The sequence below is a fragment of the Pseudoalteromonas sp. NZS71_1 genome, assembly GCF_015864305.1.
GTDB lineage: Bacteria > Pseudomonadota > Gammaproteobacteria > Enterobacterales > Alteromonadaceae > Pseudoalteromonas > Pseudoalteromonas arctica.
Genome location: NZ_JADYXM010000008.1, coordinates 40249 through 60182 on the forward strand (window position 1 = coordinate 40249; position 19934 = coordinate 60182).

19 protein-coding genes and 9 tRNA genes are annotated in these 19934 nt (G+C 41.0%); 11 read left to right on the forward strand and 17 right to left on the reverse strand.

The window, feature by feature from the left end:
- The first annotated feature begins 9 nt into the window (after positions 1 to 9).
- The 4 genes from cmoB (at position 10) to I6F43_RS12690 (ending at position 3619) form a co-directional block, all read left to right on the forward strand.
- Positions 10 to 978 (forward strand): tRNA 5-methoxyuridine(34)/uridine 5-oxyacetic acid(34) synthase CmoB, encoded by a 969-nt coding sequence (gene cmoB / locus I6F43_RS12675; protein ID WP_197102646.1) that lies wholly within the window; start codon positions 10 to 12, stop codon positions 976 to 978.
- A gap of 190 nt (positions 979 to 1168) precedes the next feature.
- Entirely contained in the window at positions 1169 to 2221 is a 1053-nt protein-coding gene (gene purM / locus I6F43_RS12680; RefSeq protein WP_101163170.1) for a phosphoribosylformylglycinamidine cyclo-ligase, read from the forward strand.
- Positions 2221 to 2868, forward strand: a complete 648-nt coding sequence (gene purN, locus I6F43_RS12685) for a phosphoribosylglycinamide formyltransferase (protein ID WP_197102647.1) — start codon at positions 2221 to 2223, stop codon at positions 2866 to 2868. The genes purM and purN overlap by 1 nt, the downstream gene beginning before the upstream one ends.
- A gap of 16 nt (positions 2869 to 2884) precedes the next feature.
- Positions 2885 to 3619, forward strand: a complete 735-nt coding sequence (locus I6F43_RS12690; protein ID WP_076924399.1) for a DUF3108 domain-containing protein — start codon at positions 2885 to 2887, stop codon at positions 3617 to 3619.
- 32 nt (positions 3620 to 3651) lie between these two features.
- Here the strand turns inward: I6F43_RS12690 and I6F43_RS12695 are convergent, their stop codons facing one another.
- Positions 3652 to 4416, reverse strand: a complete 765-nt coding sequence (locus I6F43_RS12695) for a class II glutamine amidotransferase (RefSeq protein WP_024597920.1) — start codon at positions 4414 to 4416, stop codon at positions 3652 to 3654.
- 324 nt (positions 4417 to 4740) lie between these two features.
- Between I6F43_RS12695 and fadE the strand changes: the two genes are divergently transcribed.
- The gene (gene fadE, locus I6F43_RS12700) at positions 4741 to 7197 is read left to right on the forward strand and encodes an acyl-CoA dehydrogenase FadE (RefSeq protein WP_121954353.1); all 2457 of its coding nucleotides are present in this window, start codon (positions 4741 to 4743) and stop codon (positions 7195 to 7197) included.
- On the opposite strand, the gene I6F43_RS12705 is transcribed toward fadE, so the two are convergent.
- From I6F43_RS12705 to I6F43_RS12720, 4 genes are all read right to left on the reverse strand, one after another.
- The gene (locus I6F43_RS12705) at positions 7198 to 8313 is read right to left on the reverse strand and encodes a DUF6136 family protein (protein ID WP_121954354.1); all 1116 of its coding nucleotides are present in this window, start codon (positions 8311 to 8313) and stop codon (positions 7198 to 7200) included.
- On the reverse strand, positions 8310 to 8900 hold the full coding sequence (locus I6F43_RS12710; protein WP_101163173.1) for an ABC transporter ATP-binding protein: 591 nt from the start codon (positions 8898 to 8900) through the stop codon (positions 8310 to 8312). Before I6F43_RS12710 ends, I6F43_RS12705 begins: the two co-directional genes overlap by 4 nt.
- 555 nt (positions 8901 to 9455) lie before the next feature.
- A tRNA-Asp gene (locus I6F43_RS12715) sits at positions 9456 to 9532 on the reverse strand.
- A 54-nt stretch (positions 9533 to 9586) separates the two neighbouring features.
- Positions 9587 to 9663, reverse strand: a tRNA-Asp gene (locus tag I6F43_RS12720).
- Between the two features lie 38 nt (positions 9664 to 9701).
- Here I6F43_RS12720 and I6F43_RS12725 point away from each other — a divergent pair.
- Positions 9702 to 9778: transfer RNA gene (locus tag I6F43_RS12725), tRNA-Asp, on the forward strand.
- 23 nt (positions 9779 to 9801) lie between these two features.
- On the opposite strand, the gene I6F43_RS12730 is transcribed toward I6F43_RS12725, so the two are convergent.
- The 8 genes from I6F43_RS12730 to dnaQ form a co-directional block, all read right to left on the reverse strand.
- Positions 9802 to 9878, reverse strand: a tRNA-Asp gene (locus I6F43_RS12730).
- 38 nt (positions 9879 to 9916) lie between these two features.
- Positions 9917 to 9993, reverse strand: a tRNA-Asp gene (locus tag I6F43_RS12735).
- A 31-nt stretch (positions 9994 to 10024) separates the two neighbouring features.
- Positions 10025 to 10101: transfer RNA gene (locus I6F43_RS12740), tRNA-Asp, on the reverse strand.
- Positions 10102 to 10141: 40 nt separating this feature from the next.
- Positions 10142 to 10218: transfer RNA gene (locus tag I6F43_RS12745), tRNA-Asp, on the reverse strand.
- 41 nt (positions 10219 to 10259) lie between these two features.
- A tRNA-Asp gene (locus I6F43_RS12750) sits at positions 10260 to 10336 on the reverse strand.
- A 27-nt stretch (positions 10337 to 10363) separates the two neighbouring features.
- Positions 10364 to 10440, reverse strand: a tRNA-Asp gene (locus tag I6F43_RS12755).
- 97 nt (positions 10441 to 10537) lie between these two features.
- Entirely contained in the window at positions 10538 to 11908 is a 1371-nt protein-coding gene (locus I6F43_RS12760) for a TIGR03503 family protein (RefSeq protein ID WP_197102648.1), read from the reverse strand.
- A gap of 9 nt (positions 11909 to 11917) precedes the next feature.
- Positions 11918 to 12631 (reverse strand): DNA polymerase III subunit epsilon, encoded by a 714-nt coding sequence (dnaQ, locus tag I6F43_RS12765; RefSeq protein WP_007586004.1) that lies wholly within the window; start codon positions 12629 to 12631, stop codon positions 11918 to 11920.
- A 68-nt stretch (positions 12632 to 12699) separates the two neighbouring features.
- Here dnaQ and rnhA point away from each other — a divergent pair, with 68 nt between their 5' ends.
- Positions 12700 to 13164: a ribonuclease HI gene (gene rnhA, locus I6F43_RS12770; RefSeq protein WP_007378210.1), complete on the forward strand. Its 465-nt coding sequence runs from the start codon at positions 12700 to 12702 to the stop codon at positions 13162 to 13164.
- 164 nt (positions 13165 to 13328) lie between these two features.
- Here rnhA and I6F43_RS12775 read toward each other — a convergent pair whose 3' ends face one another.
- Positions 13329 to 14114: a class I SAM-dependent methyltransferase gene (locus I6F43_RS12775; protein WP_101217180.1), complete on the reverse strand. Its 786-nt coding sequence runs from the start codon at positions 14112 to 14114 to the stop codon at positions 13329 to 13331.
- Between the two features lie 53 nt (positions 14115 to 14167).
- Here I6F43_RS12775 and gloB point away from each other — a divergent pair, with 53 nt between their 5' ends.
- Both gloB and I6F43_RS12785 read left to right on the forward strand, forming a co-directional pair.
- On the forward strand, positions 14168 to 14941 hold the full coding sequence (gene gloB / locus I6F43_RS12780; RefSeq protein WP_101217181.1) for a hydroxyacylglutathione hydrolase: 774 nt from the start codon (positions 14168 to 14170) through the stop codon (positions 14939 to 14941).
- A gap of 155 nt (positions 14942 to 15096) precedes the next feature.
- Positions 15097 to 16677, forward strand: a complete 1581-nt coding sequence (locus I6F43_RS12785; protein WP_007586008.1) for a LysM peptidoglycan-binding domain-containing protein — start codon at positions 15097 to 15099, stop codon at positions 16675 to 16677.
- Between the two features lie 65 nt (positions 16678 to 16742).
- Here the strand turns inward: I6F43_RS12785 and I6F43_RS12790 are convergent, their stop codons facing one another.
- From I6F43_RS12790 to I6F43_RS12800, 3 genes are read right to left on the reverse strand one after another with little or no spacing between them, the layout of a single operon-like run.
- Positions 16743 to 17192 (reverse strand): flavodoxin, encoded by a 450-nt coding sequence (locus I6F43_RS12790; protein ID WP_193154415.1) that lies wholly within the window; start codon positions 17190 to 17192, stop codon positions 16743 to 16745.
- Entirely contained in the window at positions 17192 to 17956 is a 765-nt protein-coding gene (truC, locus tag I6F43_RS12795) for a tRNA pseudouridine(65) synthase TruC (RefSeq protein ID WP_024593675.1), read from the reverse strand. The genes I6F43_RS12790 and truC overlap by 1 nt, the downstream gene beginning before the upstream one ends.
- Positions 17949 to 18269, reverse strand: a complete 321-nt coding sequence (locus I6F43_RS12800) for a YqcC family protein (RefSeq protein ID WP_197102649.1) — start codon at positions 18267 to 18269, stop codon at positions 17949 to 17951. Before I6F43_RS12800 ends, truC begins: the two co-directional genes overlap by 8 nt.
- 104 nt (positions 18270 to 18373) lie before the next feature.
- Here I6F43_RS12800 and I6F43_RS12805 point away from each other — a divergent pair, with 104 nt between their 5' ends.
- Both I6F43_RS12805 and I6F43_RS12810 read left to right on the forward strand, forming a co-directional pair.
- Positions 18374 to 19402 (forward strand): DUF3549 family protein, encoded by a 1029-nt coding sequence (locus I6F43_RS12805; RefSeq protein WP_197102650.1) that lies wholly within the window; start codon positions 18374 to 18376, stop codon positions 19400 to 19402.
- Positions 19403 to 19702, forward strand: coding sequence for a DUF3301 domain-containing protein (locus tag I6F43_RS12810; RefSeq protein WP_002963032.1), 300 nt, complete (start codon positions 19403 to 19405; stop codon positions 19700 to 19702). It abuts the gene before it with no gap.
- Positions 19703 to 19934 lie beyond the last annotated feature (232 nt).

Consider the following 19934-nt stretch of genomic DNA (forward strand, 5'->3'; position numbering starts at 1 on the left):
GAGTCATCCATGTCTCAATGGTTTAATCAATTTTACGCATCTATCGCACAAAGCCCACTTAGTCACTGGCTAGAAACCCTTCCTGCACAATTAAAACATTGGCAAAACGAGGCTAGCCACGGTGATTTACCTAAATGGCAAAAAGTACTTAAAAACTTGCCAGAGGTGGCTACAACACACGTTGATATTTCTACTAAGGTAGAAATTGGCGCACCAGGGGAGATGAGTGATGGCGAGCAAAAGCAAGCCATGCATTTATTAAAACGCATGATGCCATGGCGCAAAGGCCCATTTAGTGTGCACGGTATTAAAATAGACACAGAGTGGCGCAGTGATTGGAAGTGGGACCGCCTGCTTCCTCATATTGAGCCATTAAAAGGCCGCACCGTATTAGATATTGGTTGTGGCTCAGGTTATCATTTATGGCGTATGCGCGGTGAAGGCGCAGAGTTTGTAGTGGGTATTGATCCGTCTGATTTATTTTTATGTCAGTTTCAGGCAATTAAACACTACAACCCAGACGAAAACGTGCATTTACTGCCACTAGGCGTTGAAGCATTACCTGAGCTTAAAGCGTTTGATACGGTTTTTTCGATGGGCGTACTTTATCATCGTCGCTCACCTATCGACTTTTTAGCGCAGTTAAAAGCCCAGCTTCGCCCCGGCGGCGAACTCGTACTTGAAACGCTAGTAATTGAAGGTGATGAAAACACAGTATTAGTGCCTACCGACCGCTACGCTAAAATGCGCAACGTTTGGTTTATTCCAAGTACTGCAGCATTAAAACTGTGGATGGAACGCGTTGGCTTTAAAGATGTACAAATAAAAGATTGCGCTATTACAACGCTTGAAGAGCAACGCAAAACCGATTGGATGGAAAACGAATCGTTAATCGACTTTTTAGATCCAAACGATACAAGTAAAACAATTGAAGGCTACCCCGCTCCACTTCGAGCCATATTAACCGCAAAAGCATAGCTGTTAATTTAACGCCTTTAATACTAAAAAAACGCCTACGGGCGTTTTTTTGTTTATTTAAACAACAGACAGCGGACAAGTGTCCTTGTTAATTATTTCAAAATTACATTTGAGCTAGCCGCGACCTTGCAATTGTTGTAAAATACGCGCGTTTCTAAGCAACCCAAAACAACTATTTTGAGGAAAACCTGTGAGCGAACAAAAACAGTCTCTAAGCTATAAAGACGCGGGCGTAGATATCGACGCTGGTAATGCACTTGTTGAGCGTATTAAAGGCGTAGTTAAAAAAACTCGTCGTCCTGAAGTAATGGGCGGAATTGGTGGTTTTGGCGCACTTTGCGAAATTCCTGAAGGCTACAAGCAACCAGTATTAGTTGCAGGCACAGATGGCGTTGGTACTAAACTACGTTTAGCAATCGACTTAAAAAAACACGATACTGTTGGTATTGATTTAGTTGCAATGTGTGTAAACGACTTAATTGTTCAAGGTGCTGAACCCCTGTTTTTTCTAGATTACTATGCAACTGGTAAACTAGATATAGACACAGCAGCTGACGTAGTTACAGGTATTGGCAAAGGTTGTGAAATTTCAGGTTGTGCCCTAATTGGTGGCGAAACAGCTGAAATGCCAGGTATGTATGATGGTGAAGACTACGACATGGCAGGCTTTTGTACAGGCGTTGTAGAAAAATCAAAAATTATTGATGGCACAAAAGTAGCAGCAGGCGATCAGCTTATTGCACTTGCTTCAAGCGGCCCTCATTCAAATGGCTTCTCTTTAATTCGTAAAGTACTTGAAGTGTCAAAAGCTGATACCAGCGCTGACTTTGAAGGTAAAACTTTAGGCGAAACTTTACTTGAGCCTACTCGTATTTACGTAAAACCTTTACTTGAGTTATTCAAAAACGTTGACGTACATGCGCTTTCGCATATTACTGGCGGCGGTTTTTGGGAAAACATTCCACGTGTATTACCCGCTTCAGCAAAAGCTGTAGTTAAAGGTGATAGCTGGCAGTGGCCACCAATTTTTAATTGGTTACAAGAAAACGGCAATATTACTACACACGAAATGTACCGTACATTTAACTGTGGTGTAGGTATGGTTTTAGTAGTCCCTGCAGACAAACTTGAGCAAAGCTTAACAATGCTAAAAGACTTGGGCGAAAATGCATGGCACCTTGGTGAAATTCAAGATGCAGCAGCTGGCGAAGAGCAAGTTGAAATTGTAGGTGGTGCTAAGTAATGGCACCGACTCGTCTGGTAGTTTTAATCTCAGGTAGTGGCTCTAATTTACAAGCCATCATAGATGCCTGCGAACGTGGCGAGATAAACGGACATATAGCGGCTGTTATTAGTAACAAAGCAGACGCTTATGGCCTAGAGCGTGCAAAAAAAGCAGGTATTGCTACAAAAGTGCTCAGTCATAAAGATTTTGACTCGCGCGAAGCGTACGATGCGCAATTAATGAACGTTATCGACTCTTTTATGCCAAATCTAGTTGTATTAGCTGGGTTTATGCGTATTCTTACTCCTGGCTTAGTGCAAAAATATGTTGGAAAAATGTTGAACATTCATCCATCTTTGTTGCCTAAGTATCAGGGGCTGAATACCCACCAAAGAGCAATTGATGCAAAAGACGATGTTCATGGCGTAAGTGTTCACTTTGTTACTGAAGAATTAGACGGCGGTCCCGTTATCCTTCAGGCGCAAATACCTGTACTCAAGGATGATACAGCAGAAACATTAGCAAAACGCGTGCATGAGCAAGAGCATATAATTTATCCTTTGGTGGTCAAGTGGTTCAGTGAACACAGACTTACTATGGAAGCAGATTATGCAGTTCTTGACAAAAAACAACTTCCTGCACACGGCGCGCACTACCCACAATAAAAAAATAAGTGCCCTGTTGTTATGTGCGGGCGCTTTACTTCCAACTAGCCTAATTGCAGGCGAATTGACCCAGTATCAAGCTAATTACGATATTTTACGCAAAGGTAAAAATCATGGTGAGGCTGTTCGTGAGCTCAAAAAAACGGGCGATGATACTTATGAACTAACATACCACAGCAATATTGAGTGGATGATCTTTTCTGATTCTCGTGAAGAAACATCAGAGTTTACCTTTAAAGATGGTAAGGTTACCCCGCATCATTACAATATGATCCGCACCGGTACAGGCCCAGATAAAGATTATAAAATTGATTTTGATACAACAAACAAAGTAGTGACTAGCAGCGCTAGCGAATACCCACTAAAATGCGAATGGACTGATGAATTTCAGGATGCTATTTCGTACCAAGTGCAAGTGCGCGAAGGATTGAAAAAAGGTGAAACGAGCTTTTCATTCCCGCTTATAGACAAAAAAGGTAATCGCCGCGACTACAACTTTGAAGTATCTGGCACCGAGATGATTTCGTTGCCTATTGGTAATGTAGAAGCCATTAAAGTAAAACGTTTATACGATAACGATAAACGCCAAGCGATTGCGTGGTTTGCGCCAGAAATGGATTACATGCTGGTACGTATGTGGAAAGGCGAAAAAGGTATGGAGCAGTTTGAAGTTCAAATGAATTCATTTACTGTTACTGCACCTACAGCTGTTGCGCCTGCTACAGCACAACAACCTCAAGAAGCTAACTAGCTTTTAAATAAATCAGTAATAAAATAGGTGGGCTAAATTAGCTCACCCATCTTAAACAATGCAAATTCTCCCGGCTCCATTTTTTGCCAACGCTCATCGTTAGTTAATGGCCTTGTTGTTATTACCGTCACTACATCGTTTGGTGTGGTCTCTTGTTGAAAATCAACCACCATGTCGGCATCAATCAACGTTGCTTTACCAAATGGCGCACGGCGCGTTATGTAATGTAAGTTATTAGTGCAATACGCTAAAACAAACACCCCGTCGGTCAATAACATATTAAACACCCCTTTTTCACGCAACGTATGCGACAACTTAGCAGCGTATCTAAAAACCGACGCCATATTACTTGGACGCTTTGGGTATTTTTCGCGAATTTTATCAAGTAACCAACAAAAAGCGAGTTCACTATCGGTGTTACCCACTGGGCGATAGTACTCTGTTTTTAAATCATGATAATTAGATAACTGCCCGTTATGAGCGTAAGTGATTTCACGCCCCCATAACTCTCGCGTAAAAGGATGAGTATTTTCAAGGCATACTCTCCCGCGGTTACCTTGGCGAATATGGCTAATAACCGAGACACTTTTAATGGGGTATGCTTTAACTAGCTTTGCAATTTCAGATTGATAACTCGGCTCAGGATCTTTAAAGGTTCTACAGCCTTTACCTTCGTAAAATGTAATACCCCAACCATCTTTATGTGGTCCCGTGTTTCCGCCACGCTCTAAAAGGCCTGAAAAACTAAAACAAATATCGGTAGGCACATTGGCTGACATGCCAAGTAATTCACACATTAATAAAATAACCCTTAAAAACCATACATTAAAATAAATAGCGTTATATTTGTGTATTAAGCGTACACTAATTTGCAGCCCGCTATAACGGCTATACTTACTTAAAAAGTGTCATTTTGCTATTAGATTTATTTATTTTTACATTAACACTACTTACGGTTAATGCTTTGACTATACGATAGTTATTGTGCGTTCCTCTGTCGGGTAATTAAATATCGTATTTAAGTTACTTTCTACTACAATTTAACATCGTTATGTACTTGAAAATTACTGTTACTAGCGCTACTCTAAGTGAGGTGGTCTGACCTCTATTAAGGAATAAAAATGACACTCATATTTACACTGGTTCTAATCGCGTTGCTTTGCACTGCGGTTTACCACAGAGCAAGTTGGAACACAGCACTTGGTGTTTCGGCTATAACTTTATTAATTGGTACCTTTGCAGGTGCTTTTGGTTTAATTAGCTGGTTGATCTTTTTGATCATCGCGGTTCCTCTTTCTGTTACTGGCCTTCGTCAGCAATATATCATCAAGCCTATTTTTGCTACGTTTAAAAAAGTAACGCCAAGCATGTCTGATACTGAAAAATCAGCTATTGATGCCGGTACGACGTGGTGGGAAGCTGACTTATTTTGCGGTAACCCAGATTGGAAAAAACTTCACCAATACCCAGTTCCTAAACTTACTATTGAAGAGCAAGCCTTTGTTGATGGCCCTGTTGAAGTAGTATGTAGCATGTTGGACGATTGGGAAGCAACGCACGAGTTAACCGACCTTCCTCAAGATGTATGGCAATATCTAAAAGATAATAAATTCTTTGCCATGATCATCAAAAAAGAATACGGCGGTTTAGAGTTTTCTGCATTTGCACAGTCTTGTGTACTTCAAAAACTAACAAGTAAATCAACATTACTTTCGTCAATTGTTGGTGTACCGAACTCTTTAGGCCCAGGTGAATTATTACAACACTATGGTACAAAAGAGCAAAAAGATCATTACTTACCGCGCCTAGCGAGCGGTCAAGAAATTCCATGTTTTGCATTAACTTCGCCAGAAGCGGGTTCTGATGCAAGTTCAATTCCAGACTACGGTGTGGTATGTAAAGGGCAATGGAATGGTGAAGAGGTTGTGGGTGTTAGTTTAACGTGGAATAAGCGTTACATTACACTTGCCCCAGTGGCTACCGTGCTTGGACTTGCGTTTAAATTACAAGATCCAGACGGCCTAATTGGCGACAATAAAGAGCCAGGCATTACATGTGCACTTATTCCAACGGATACTCCTGGAGTAGAAATTGGTCGTAGACACTTCCCACTAAACGTACCATTTCAAAATGGCCCTACTCGCGGTAAAGACATTTTCGTACCACTTGATTATATTATTGGTGGTCCAGATATGGCTGGTCAAGGCTGGCGCATGTTGGTTGAATGTTTATCGGTTGGTCGTGCAATTACATTGCCGTCAAACTCTGCCGGTGGCATTAAAATGATTGCTATTGCGACAGGTGCTTATAGCCGCATTCGTCGTCAGTTCCGTTTACCTATAGGTAAAATGGAAGGTGTTGAAGAGTCACTTGCTAAATTAGCTGGTTACGCTTACAGCTCTGATGCTGCGGTTAGTATGTCTACGGGTGCTGTTGATTTAGGCGAAAAGCCATCTGTTGTTTCTGCCATTATTAAATACCACCTGACAGAGCAAATGCGTGATGCAACTATTCATGCAATGGATGTACTTGGCGGTAAGGGCATCATGCTTGGGCCAAATAACTATTTAGGTCGTGGCTATCAAGGTGCACCTATTGCCATTACCGTTGAAGGTGCAAACATCTTGACCCGTAATATGATTATTTATGGTCAAGGTGCTATTCGCTGTCATCCATTTGTACTTACCGAGCTAGGTGCGTGCGAAATTGAAGACCGTGAAGAAGCGCTTAGCGTATTTGATAAAGCGCTAATGGGTCACATTGGTTTTACTATGTCGAACCTTGTACGTACTAAGTGGCTTGCTCTTACCGGCGCTCGTTTTACAAGTGTGCCGTACAACGACGAAACCGCTGAGTTTTACCGTATAGCGTCACGCTTTAGTGCATCACTTGCTCTTATGTCAGACATTAGCATGGCAGTATTTGGTGGTTCACTAAAACGTAAAGAACGTATTTCAGCACGTTTAGGTGACTTACTTAGTTACTTATACTTAGTGTCTGCAACGCTTAAGCGTTACAACGACGAAGGCCGTAAAAAAGAAGATTTTGCTCTAGTAAAATGGAGTTGCCAAGATCACCTTTACCATTGCCAACGTGCACTTGCTGATTTAATTAATAACATGCCTTCGGCTCCACTACGTGCCGTGTTAAAAGTATTGTTATTCCCGTTTGGTCGCCCGGTTCGTAAACCAACTGACCAACTTGAGCATAAACTTGCGCAACTACTACAAGTACCTAGCGAAACGCGTAACCGTTTAGCAAGCTATGTATACTTAACAAATGAGCCGCTCAACCTTGTAGGTCGTCAAGAGCAAACGCTTAAAGACGTACTTGCTGTTGAGCCATTATTTGACCGTGTATGCAAAGAAAAAGGTCTTAAACTGCCATTCTTCCAGCTTGATAAAGTAGCGCAAATGGGGCTTGAAGCAGGCATATTAAGCCAAGCAGAGGCTGATAAACTAGCTGCTGTTGAGCAATCGCGTTTAGATGTTATTAACGTTGATGACTTCGACCCTGCTGACTTACTTGCAGGCAAAGCCGCACGTAATAGCGTTAAAAAAGAAGCTGATGCTGCTTAACTAATTTAGTAAAGCAAGCACCCCAGCTGTAAAAAAAATCCAAACCAGCGCATAATGCGCTGGTTTTTTTTGTGCAAAATTAACCTGCAACAAACACCACGGTAAACCTAAACTCAACAAAATAATGTTTAATCTCTCAAACGTAATGCTGTAAGTTACAAAGGTCGCTAAAAACAACAGCATACTAGGTATAAACTGGCTAATATAAAACGTCCGTGCTTTTTGGCATGTATTAAAAAACAAGCGATATTGTGCATAAATTTTAGCGCAATCAAATTGTAATGAGCTGCAAAATAATACAATAAAAGCCATCGCCACAGCATCAAGTATATTAACGAGATCAGCACGCTCAGCGACTAACGTAGTCGAGGCCATAAACACACATAAAAGTAACGACATACGCCATACCAGTGTCCAGCTGTGATTTATAAAGTAGCAAAACCAAAAACCAAACAGTGACCGAACACTGACATGCCCATTTATATTAACTCTAGGTATAAGCAAGCTAATGCTAAAGATGATTGAAAAAACAATATGATAAATAAGCGGCGGTATGTTGATGGGAGTGAATAAAAAAAGGCCGCTTAACATAAAACCATAAACTAGTGCGCTAGGTTTGTATAAACACACAATGCCTAATCCTAACTGAATAAACATAAATACTATAAAATGCGGCACCTTTAACCACTGTTCAAAGGTAAGATCAAGCGCTATCAACAAACTAGCGATAAGCCAGCCATTGCTGATAAATAACAATTTAATATCGGCAAGGTGAAGCCAGCTAGGGTGAGCGATCGTAAGTTGAAACAGCCGTTGGTTACTATTTTTAATCGCCAGTTTCATTGCGCTTATCATCACGCTTTGCAATAACAAGTAAAATAGTGCCATTTGCGCGCCATATAAAGGCGTATCTGCACTATCTATAATTTTCCCTAAGCCTAAAAAAAGCAATAATACAAAACCAAGAGCGGATGATCCCAACACCACTAAAAATAACAAACCAAAGTTTTTTAGCTGTTGAAGCAATTGCTTAAGCTCAAACGTGTACGCTAAATACCGGTAACCTATAAACGCGAGATACTGATTAAGTTTGCTTTTTATGCTTATGATACTCATAGCGAGACACACTTAAAACCATGCTCAATAAACACAGCGGGCTCGTGGCAAGTAATGATAATTTGCCCATTGGGTTTGTCAGCCAAATAAGCATCGAGTTGGCTTAAAAGAGTGTGAATACTGGTTTGATCGAGCGCAGCACTTGGCTCATCTAATAATAAATAAGGTGATTTACGCATTAATGCTAAAATTAGCTGGCATTTTTTTTGATTGCCCGACGACAGTGCTTCGAATCGCGTATTTAAAAATGCATTAAAGTTAAACCCGTTAACCAGCGAATGGGGCCAATCGCAACCTAATGTGTTAACAGATAAATCAATAATTTGATTTGCAGTTAAAAAATCTGGTAACGCAATACGGTCACTGGCAATTGCTACGGTTTTTGTTGGAGTGTTCAATCGGCTACCAGCGAATAAAAGTGAACCACTTTGCGGCTTTTCAAGTCCTGCTAGCATCATAAGTAATGTCGTTTTTCCTTGGCCGTTAGGCGCTTCAATACACCCCTTTTGATCTGAAAAAACTTTGTTGTAATCCTTAAAAACAACATTGCCTGAAAATTGCTTATTTAAGCTTATGACTTCAATCATAAAATATCCCTCTAAACTGACTATTCATTATAAGAATTCTGTTATGAGAAACAACTAATACCAATTCGCTTAATTAAGTGATCTATTTTGAGGATGGAGAAACGTGTTGATAGCTAGGCAAAAAATTCGCTATTTAGTTTTTCTAAATGAGAATTTTTTAACACAGGTAGCGACACGTTTAGCCCCGCAAAATGATTAAGTATTATTGCGGATTGGTATAATGATTGGAGTGGTGCTGTAGCTCACACTGCATACCACCCATGAAAAAATTAAGGTGGTTAAAATCGCTGAAATAGCTTCTGGCACGAGTAAATACTTTAACTAGCCGTTATAGCCGATAAGAGCTAATTACGTCATGTGTGACACCATGGGGCAATTTAAGACTGGAGCGGTATTCAGTGCTAAGTGTTTAACTATTCATGGAGATAGAAGAAGATGAATATTTAGGAATAAGAGGAATATTAAAAAGTCGATTTTTTAGCTGATAGCCAAAGAATGTTTTACTAAATTATTTAATCAAGGATTTTATAAACTTGTTATTGAGGAAATAACAAGTGGCGGAGTGGACGGGACTCGAACCCGCGACCCCCGGCGTGACAGGCCGGTATTCTAACCAACTGAACTACCACTCCGCAGTGGTATGTGCATGGGGTAATGCACTTACTAATTTTAATCATGATATCAAATGGCGGAGTGGACGGGACTCGAACCCGCGACCCCCGGCGTGACAGGCCGGTATTCTAACCAACTGAACTACCACTCCGCAGTGGTAAGTGCATTACCCCATGCACATACCATTGCGGAGTGGTAGTTCAGTTGGTGTGAATACCGGCCTGTCACGCCGGGGGGCGCGGGGTCGAGTCCCGTCCACTCCGCCACTTGTTATTGAGGAAATAACAAGTGGCGGAGTGGACGGGACTCGAACCCGCGACCCCCGGCGTGACAGGCCGGTATTCTAACCAACTGAACTACCACTCCAGCATACAAATTTTGTAATATAACATTGTTTAAATAGTTGGCGGAGTGGACGGGACTCGAACCCGCGACCCCCGGCGTGACAGGCCGGTATTCTAACCAACTGAACTACCACTCCAGCGCATATTTAAACTGTTATTTTTTCTTATTGGCGGAGTGGACGGGACTCGAACCCGCGACCCCCGGCGTGACAGGCCGGTATTCTAACCAACTGAACTACCACTCCATACTAAGAATATGTTTTACAACCATACGTTGTGTACGTGTGGCGGAGTGGACGGGACTCGAACCCGCGACCCCCGACGTGACAGGCCGGTATTCTAACCAACTGAACTACCACTCCATAATAAGAATATGTTTTACAACCATACGTTGTGTAAGTGTTGGCGGAGTGGACGGGACTCGAACCCGCGACCCCCGGCGTGACAGGCCGGTATTCTAACCAACTGAACTACCACTCCAGCTTTTACTTACAAGTTTTACGAAAATGGCGGAGTGGACGGGACTCGAACCCGCGACCCCCGGCGTGACAGGCCGGTATTCTAACCAACTGAACTACCACTCCATATTTCCGTTGCTGTTTAGGTCTCCCTGACAGCGGCGTGAATAATACGAACCAACCCCTATTTCGTCAAGGGCTTTTTTGTTTTTTTATAGGTTTTTTAGTCATCTGTCATCGAAAGGTTTAAAATTTCACCTGATCTGTCATTTTTTGAGCCATTTTTACCGACTTGATTTTTTTCTGTGTCGGCAACATCACCTTCACTTGTTTTCTTTTTCTTTAAAAAAGGCAGCTTCACTTTAAATTTAATCGGTTTTTTCTGAACAAATATACGAATTAACAACCAACCGAGTAATAAAATGAGCGTATTGCAGCCTACAATTAAACTAATAATTGTAGATGTGGCCATTTTTTCTTCAACAGGCTCACTCTCAATCATTTTATCTGGCGTAATAATCGTTGCCGGATCAATTTCGGGCACAGCTTCTATGGGTCGTTCTATCTCAAATTTATACGTTGGTAGCGTTGCCATAAATTCACGACCATTAATATTAGTGCCAAAAACAGACAGTTCAACACTATATCTACCCCAATCATAATTTTTTACACTAAGTTGACGTGAATCGTTAGCAGCAGCATCTATGGTAAACATTTGCTCTTCGTTATTGGGATAGTAGATTTTCCCCTGGATGATGACTGTTTCTGGCTTAACAATACTTGGGTCTATATTTATAGTTAACAGATGCTCGTCTGTGTCTTGCTCTGCTAACGCGACTTCGGTTACAAAAGGCGGTTCGTGCACTTCTATTGTATTTTGCACAATGCGACGCTGCAGCAAAGGTGTCGCAACGTAAAGCTCTGGTGTCCATTCACCCGCAGGGAAATCTAAAGTAAACTCGCCGGTAAATACACCATCTTTAGGGCGCTCATCAAATCCACGTCCATCGTCTTTAAATTCAGCTACTTCTTGAATGCCTGCGCCAAAGTTAGCAAAGTTTTCATTGTTGGTACTTACAAAGTCAACATTAAGGCTAACAACATCTCTAAATAGGTTTGTATTAATTGGCTCACCGTCATTTAGTATTTTTCCGGTGATTTTTATTGTCTCCCCCCTAAACAACATTGAAGGAAGAGGCTCTGCTTCAAGAGATATCTCGCCTAATACAACTATTCTGCTGTCGGGTAAAATACTGCCTATTACTTGCCAAGGACCTGCCATAGGTTTTTTTATGGTTACTAAATCGTAGCTGAGTTCATCAAACCAATCTAAGTTAGGGTTTTTAACTGAGTCAGTAGCAAAGTACTTACTGCCATCGGGCCTCACTAAAATAACAGCAGGTGCACCTGATTTTCTAAAAAAAAGCAGTGTTATTTCATCTATTTTGCTATCTATGCGAAAACGATTATCAAGTAAAGGGATCTCATTTTGATGCCCATCGCGCTTGAGCACTTCTACTTGTTTTACGCCATATGCATTGCCAGTAAATAAACTAGCTGCACATAACGCTGTTACAAAATACATCGTTTTCATTAAATCGCCTTATTCAGCGCGCCATATACATTGGCCGCCTTCTTTGTTTACAAGATCTAATCGTGCTTCGTGTGCGCTTTGCTCAGCGTCGCTTGCTCGCAGAACAACTAATGGGGCTCTATCACTATTTAAACGCTTTATACCGCCCTTCTGTTGCTCGCTGCCGTCATCTTTATTTTGATTCAAATTCAGCTTTGTTTGACCGCCCGTCATGGCAAGGTAAACATCGGCTAAAATCTCAGAATCCAGAAGCGCGCCGTGAAGCGTTCGTTTACCGTTATCTACATCGTAACGACGACATAATGCATCAAGGTTGTTCTTTTGACCTGGATGCAAGTCACGCGCCATTTTAAGCGTGTCGAGAACTTGACAAAAAGTATCTGTTTTAGGATAGCCCTGATTAAGCAGCGCAAATTCGTTATCCATATGACCAACATCGAACGGGGCGTTATGAATAACTAACTCTGCCCCTTCAATATAGTCGAAAAACTCTTGGGCAATTTGATGAAACAACGGTTTATCACGTAAAAATTCGTTAGTGATACCGTGAACGTCGATTGCTTCTTCTTCACTTGGGCGTTGTGGGTTTATATAAACGTGAAAATTATTGCCTGTTAAACGGCGATTTACTAACTCCACACACCCAATTTCTATAATACGGTGCCCTTGTTTAGGGTCGATGCCGGTGGTTTCTGTATCTAAAACTATTTGTCTACGTGCCATATCGAATTTAGCCTGATTCTGGTATCTTTCTATAATCACTTTATTGTACATAAGATCAAGGTAAAACAGTGCAAAAAACCGTAGAGATTTACACCGATGGCTCATGTTTAGGTAATCCAGGCCCCGGCGGTTATGGTATTTTTATGATTTATAACGGCCACGAAAAAGAAATGAGCCAAGGTTATAAACTCACAACGAATAACCGAATGGAAATGCTCGCGGCTATTGTAGCCCTAGAATCACTCACTCGAGAATGCGAAGTAAATCTAACAACCGATAGCCAATATGTTAAGCAAGGTATTGAATCGTGGATCACTAACTGGAAAAAACGTGGCTGGTTAACATCAGCTAAAAAGCCGGTTAAAAACGTCGATTTATGGAAACGCCTAGATAAAGCCTGTAGCGAGCACAATGTAACCTGGAAATGGGTTAAAGGGCATAGCGGCCATAAGTACAACGAAATAGTTGACGATTTAGCGCGCGATGCCGCTGGCAGTAAAGATTTACTAGAAGATGTAGGCTACCAGCCTTAATTTATTCTAAGCTAGTTGCTGTTATACCAATTTTATTAAAAACATGTTCATTCTATCGCATTATATAACTCACTAACTGCGTTAATAATTATTCATATAGAACAACTATATGTCACAATTTCGCCTTGTTAATGTGCTATTTTCTTAGCGCTATAATAGATCACTTATTTAATGCAATTGGTATTATTTTCTTGCTCGCACGATTTAAAGTGTTGCTTTGACGTTTGTCTAAGCCCTGCCCCTTTTACTGGCGCAAACTGCGGCCTTGCATGCCACTTAGGTTTTATTGGCGTAAGTGGCGCAACTCTTTTTCGTGCCACCAGCATATAAACACTGCCCATCGGTTTTAAATACTGTTTTGCAAAAGTCCGCCAAAACTCAAACCTTGATAGCCTATTACCTCTTGCCAGTGATGAATAAATAAAACGTTCGTCACTTACAATTTCAAAACCAAGTAAGTTTAGCCAATCTTTAACCCTCGCAGGTGTAAAAAAGCGCCCCGTCCATGGTAATTTCTGACCACTAAAAGGCAGCATTTGTGCAAGTCCGCACAAACTAAACGGGTTAAATCCCGTAATTACTATATAGCCGCCCGGAATAAGTGTGCGATGTGCTTCTCGTAAAATGTGATGTGGGTCTGAATGATACTCTAAGCAGTGACTTAGTATGCATGCATCAATACTGTGCTCGTAAAATGGCAGTTCATCTATGTCAGCAACTACCCCAGTGTAAGGCCCAGGCTCTGCAACACACACTTGGTGTTTAATCGTACTTATACTTGTATTTAATTCGCCACTTAAATTACCTAGCTTAAGCATATGATAGCCAAACATACGCGGCAGCCATTGCTCCATTTTGCGTTCAATATCTTTGCGCAAATAATCCCCATGAGGAAACTGTTGCCACGACAGTGGTTTGGGTCCTTCTTGAAAACTAAGGGCTGGTTTCATTTTTTGAGCTCGTTATACTATGCGGTAAGTGTCACTTTATAGAGCAATTTACCATGGTGCAAGTCAAAGCAATTAAAGCCTTTTCTGATAATTACATTTGGTGTTTAACTACCGATAACAGTAACCAAGCATGGGTAGTCGATCCAGGCCAAGCACAGAGCGTATTAGCGTATCTAGCTGAGCACAAACTAACGCTTGGTGGTATTTTAATTACGCATCATCACTACGACCACACTGATGGCGTAGCTGCATTAGTTGACGCCTATCCAGATATATCGGTTTATGGCCCCGCAAATAGTCCATTTAAAGGCGTCACTCACGCACTCACTGATGGTCAAAGCATCAGTGTGCTTAATATTAACTTTAATATTTTGGCAACTCCTGGGCACACGCTTGATCATATTTGCTATACAAATGATGAACTTGCTTTTACAGGCGATACATTGTTTAGCGGTGGATGTGGGCGCTTATTTGAAGGCACGCCAAAGCAAATGTGGGAATCGTTTAATAAACTAAGAGAGCTGCCTGCAAGCTGCAGTGTGTATTGCACGCACGAATACACGCAAGCTAATCTTGCCTTTGCCAAAGCGGTTGAACCACGTAACCCAGAACTCCTTGCGTACAGTAAAAAAGTAGATGAATTACGCAGTAATAACCAAATCTCCCTACCCACTTCTATTGGACAGGAGCTAAAAATAAATCCATTTATGCGTAGCGATTTGCCAACCATTACAGAGTTAGTGCCAGAAAAATTCATCTCGGTTACAAAAAACAATGAACCTTGGGGAAACTTTGCTAGTCTGAGACAGTTCAAAGACAATTTTTAATGCACAAACTAATACTTTAATATTTATTTTATTAGAATCATTAACTTAAGATATAGTGATGATTCTATTTCTGCGTTTTAAAAAGTCATTAAGTGGCAATGTTAACTCATAACAGGTAGTATTCGCCGAGTTTTTTACCCGATGTATTGGTATTTATGAATAAATCTCCCCTATTAGTAGCCTTGGCGTTAGCGCTAAGTGGTTGTCAAACTGTGACAACTCTAGACTCAGACTCTCAAGTCGCCACGCAAGCAAACCAACAACTCGAAGGCGCAAGTCCTAACGACATTAACAATGCATTGATGGTAAACGCACAATATCAGCAAGTTGACCCTGATGAGCAAGAAGCTCCCGTGTTTGATGATGTATGGGAGCGAATTCGCTACCAACTTTCTATCGAAATACCGCAAAACCGCCCTGTTGTTACTGAACGTAATTATTACGCTCGCCACCAAGCCTATTTAGATCGTATTTCTAAACGTGCAGAACCTTACTTACACTTTATCGTTGAAGAAGTAGAAAAGCGCGAAATGCCAATCGAAATTGCACTACTGCCTATTGTAGAAAGTGCATTTGACCCGTTTGGTTATTCTAATCGCAGCGCATCTGGCATTTGGCAGTTTATGCCTGCAACCGGTGAGCGATTCGATTTAAAGCAAAACTGGTGGTACGACGGTCGTCGCGACATAGTGCAATCGACTCGCGCAGCACTTGACTACTTATCGTATTTACATAAAACACTTGAAGGCGATTGGCTAAATGCGATTGCTGCTTACAACTCGGGTGAAGGGCGCTTGATGCGCGCTATTAAAAAGAATCGTAAAAAGCATTTACCTACCGATTTTTGGTCTCTTGATTTACCTAGCGAAACAACAGCCTACGTACCAAAGTTATTAGCACTTGCCGATTTATTAAAACGCTCAGATGATTTTAACGTTACATGGCAACCAGTAATTAATGCACAAGTGGTTGAAGTGGTTGATGTTGGATCGCAAATAGATTTAGCGCTTGCTGCTGATATGGCTGATATGACGCTTACTGAGTTATACAGATTAAACCCTGGTTTTAACCGCTGGGCAACTGATCCTAATGGCCCTCATTCTTTATTATTGCCTGTTGATAAAGCAGAGGAATTTAGCCAAAAACTAGCAAACACTGATGTTAAAAACAGATTACGCTGGCAGCGTTATATTGTGGCTCGAGGCGACAGCTTATCGGTAATTGCCAAAAAGTTTACAACAAGCTCAAGTGCAATCCGATCGCTTAATAAACTCAAATCAAATACGATTAAAGTAGGCCAAGAGTTATTAGTCCCGCTTACTGATGGCGCTATAAATAGCGAGCATTTACCAAAGCAGATGCGTTTAGCTGCTAATAAAGCAACTCGCACAAAGCTTTCGCACACAGTTAAAAGTGGCGATACATTATGGGACATTAGCCGCGAATATGACGTAACTATGGATGAGCTGGCTAAATGGAATAAGCTAAAGAAAAACTCTGTACTGCGCCTAAATCAAAAACTAACTGTGTATAAGTCAGCTAATAAACCACAAGCAACGGCAAGTACCAACCGTACTATTACATACAAAGTACGCCGTGGTGACTCACTTGCACGTATTGCGTCTAAGTTTAATCTAAGCGTTAACGAAATTATTAAGTGGAATAATTTAGCAGGTCAAAAATACTTACAACCTGGCCAAAAGCTAAAACTTAAAGTAGATGTTAGAAGTAGTTAATTTATAAAGCTATAAAAGCAAAAAGGAGCGCATGCGCTCCTTTTTTAATACCTTAAAGTTAAGGATTAAGCAGGTAGTTTTTCTAGCCATACTTTTAACCAAGGCTCAGTTACTGGCCATGGTTCAAAATCTTCACATGCATCTATTTCTAGGCGGTTGCCCACAGGCTTTGCTTGTAAATCGCGTAGTAACTCGTCAAAGCTACGTCCTGCTCCACAAAATGTATCGCCGTAACATCTGTCACCCATTGCAATTACGCCAAACGGTTTATCGGTAAGCATTGGGAAAGTGCTATTCATTGCAAAGTACAACCCTGCCAAATTACTCGGTACATCACCTTGCCCTGTTGTGGAGGTAACAATTAAAATATGCGATGCATTTTTTATATCATCAAGTGATGCTTCAGTAATTACTGTAGCAGTATGACCCGCTTGCTCAATTGTGGTTGCAACTTCATCGCTTAAACGCTCTGCACCGCCATTAACGCTGCCTACAAAAATACTAATATGTGCCATTAATAATCCTTTTCTTGCTCTGGCCAACCTAGCTGCTTACATATTTCAAGCATGTCTTCACCTAGTGGCGCTTTAATTGTTATTGATTCATTACTATAAGGGTGCACAAAACTAAGCTCTGTTGCAAATAACATTAAGCGTCTTAGCTCAAAATGCTCCCTAAAAAATTGATTATGCTGGTTATCACCGTGATTTACGTCACCAATAATAGGCAGTGATAAGTGCTTTAAGTGTCTGCGAATTTGATGCTTGCGCCCTGTTTTTGGAAAACACTCAACCAACGAGTAACGCACTGTTGGGTACTTACCTATAGGAATAGGCAATGCAACTTGGTGCAAGCAATTAAACTGGGTTTGCGCTTCTTGCGGTGCTTTGTCTTGATCTGCAAATTTATCGGCTATTTTATCAAGTTCTTCTTTAAGCGGTTTATCTAGAAATACTGACTCTGGCGCAAAGCCGCGCACTAAGGCCAAATAGCGCTTAGCAATGGTGCCTTCAATAAATAGCTGGTTCATATCGCGAGCAGCTTCAGAGCTCAGTGCAAACAGCAATACGCCCGACGTAGGTCTATCGAGCCTATGTACTGGAAATACATGTTGCCCTAGCTGGTCGCGCAACATTTGCATGGCAAACTGGGTTTCGTGTTTATCTAAAAACGAGCGATGCACTAATAAACCTGAAGGCTTATTTATAGCCACATAGTTTTCATCTTGATACAAAATAGTCAGCTCGCCATATTCTATAGGCGCCGGACGCTCACTCATTTGGTTCTCCTAAAAAGGAATCAAGGGCTGTTAGCAATTCAATTATTTCATCGCTCCCTGCTTTATTCACAAGTGTCATTTGCGCCATAGGGGCAATAGCAAAGTTACGAGGCAATGGTTGTTTATGTGTTATTAATTGCTGTATTTTATTAATAAATACAAATTGTAACCACTGCTCAAACGCCATTGTATCGTGACAAAAAGGAGTATTTGAAAGCAGTGCATCAGCGTCTATTGGCTCACTTTGCCAAAGCGCGTGTTTTTGTAAAAGTGCCGTTAGCTGCACTAAATAAGTTTGGGTTTGCTGGTACATAACCACCCTCTTTTATATATGTAATGCAATTATACCCTGTTCCCTCATAGGCGGCTATGACGTATAATTAACGTAATTTTGCAGTAAAAACAGTTGAGAAAACAATGAGTGATCAAATAGCTACATTAGGTCAGCTTTTAGATGGTGCGGGTACTCAGTGGCGTGCTTTTGATATTGGCAGGCACATTACTAAGCTTGATAAAAAACAATTTTTAGCTATTGAACAAGCTCAAGTGCCTTACCCTTATCCTCTTGCTGGCCACGCTTGGCTCGCTATTCAATTTTGGGATACTAAAGCCAGTAAAGAACCGTATGTATGGTTTTTAAAGTTTCCACTTGATGAGCAAAGCATGCTTGTAAGTGCAAGTCGCGATCACTTTGCTGATATGGTTATTCAAGCGCTAGGCACTGAAATCACAGGTGAGCAAGCCGATGGAAAACTTGATAATAACCCTTATGTTTTTACACCAAACGCAAATAAATTAGCGGCATTTAACGCCCAAGTAAAAGTACTATTAAAACAGCCTACGTCGCAGTATTACGAGCATGCACAGTTATACTTTAGCGGTAAAATTGGTTTTGATAATTGGCAAGGTGTTGCACTGCAGGGTATTGCCGATTTTGCACTACGCTTAGACAGCGATACAAACTTAAGTAATTTGCAAAAAGCATGGGCGCATTTACCTATAGAAGTACTGCAACCACTCAGTGCCATGCTTGAACACGTTGAAATACCAACATCAATGAGTGAGTTACTTGTTGATTACACACAGACCGCAATTAGTAATAACGATACATTAGCTATAACCGCAGCACTAAGATCTGTTTCAAAAGGTCAAGCTCAAGGGTTATGCGCTCAATTAGTTGATACTGTACTAAGCTCGCCGGTAAGGCACGACTCTGACGTGTTACTAACAATAGCTGGGCGGTGTTTTAAGCAATTAGAGAACCCTGAACGCTTACATGTATTTATGGATAATTGCGCACATCATCAAAAAATTGAAGAATTGTTTCCAAGTATTTTTGCTGACTTAGTTGCAATACCGACTATTCGCCCGCATTTATTAGGCTTATTACGTAAAGAAAATCGTAGCGAAACCCTCGCGCGTGCAATTGGAAGGTTATTCTCTTAAATGGCAAGTTTATGGACGTTCATACTTATTGGTAGTGTAATTTACTTATTTTGGCTTAACCGAAAGGTTGCTGAAGCGGCGAACGTTCATGCTAAACGTCAAAGTGAGCAATTGCAGGTGCAGTTGATGAGTGTTGCATGCACAAAACGCCGCTTTGGTTTTTTAAAGAACGGCAAGCCAGGCATCAAAAGTGAATTTATATTTGAATTTTCAAGCGATGGTGAAAATGCTTATCAAGGTGTGTTAATTATGGAAAATGAGTTTTTGAAAAGTGTGGTTGTTCCACCGCATAAAATATAAAACTGAATATACTTTAAGAGTATTTGTCTTAAGTTGATAAATTTAATTCAACACAAAAAACTAAGGCGTAACTAAAGTTACGCCCCAATTGGACTGCATCCTGCTAGATATCCATTATCTTAAATCCGTATTATCATCCCCTGAACGAGTAAACAACCTTGTTTACCCTCACATTGCATCCTGCAATATCCATAGCCACCTTGGCAAACCCACGAAATCTATCGTTTGGCTA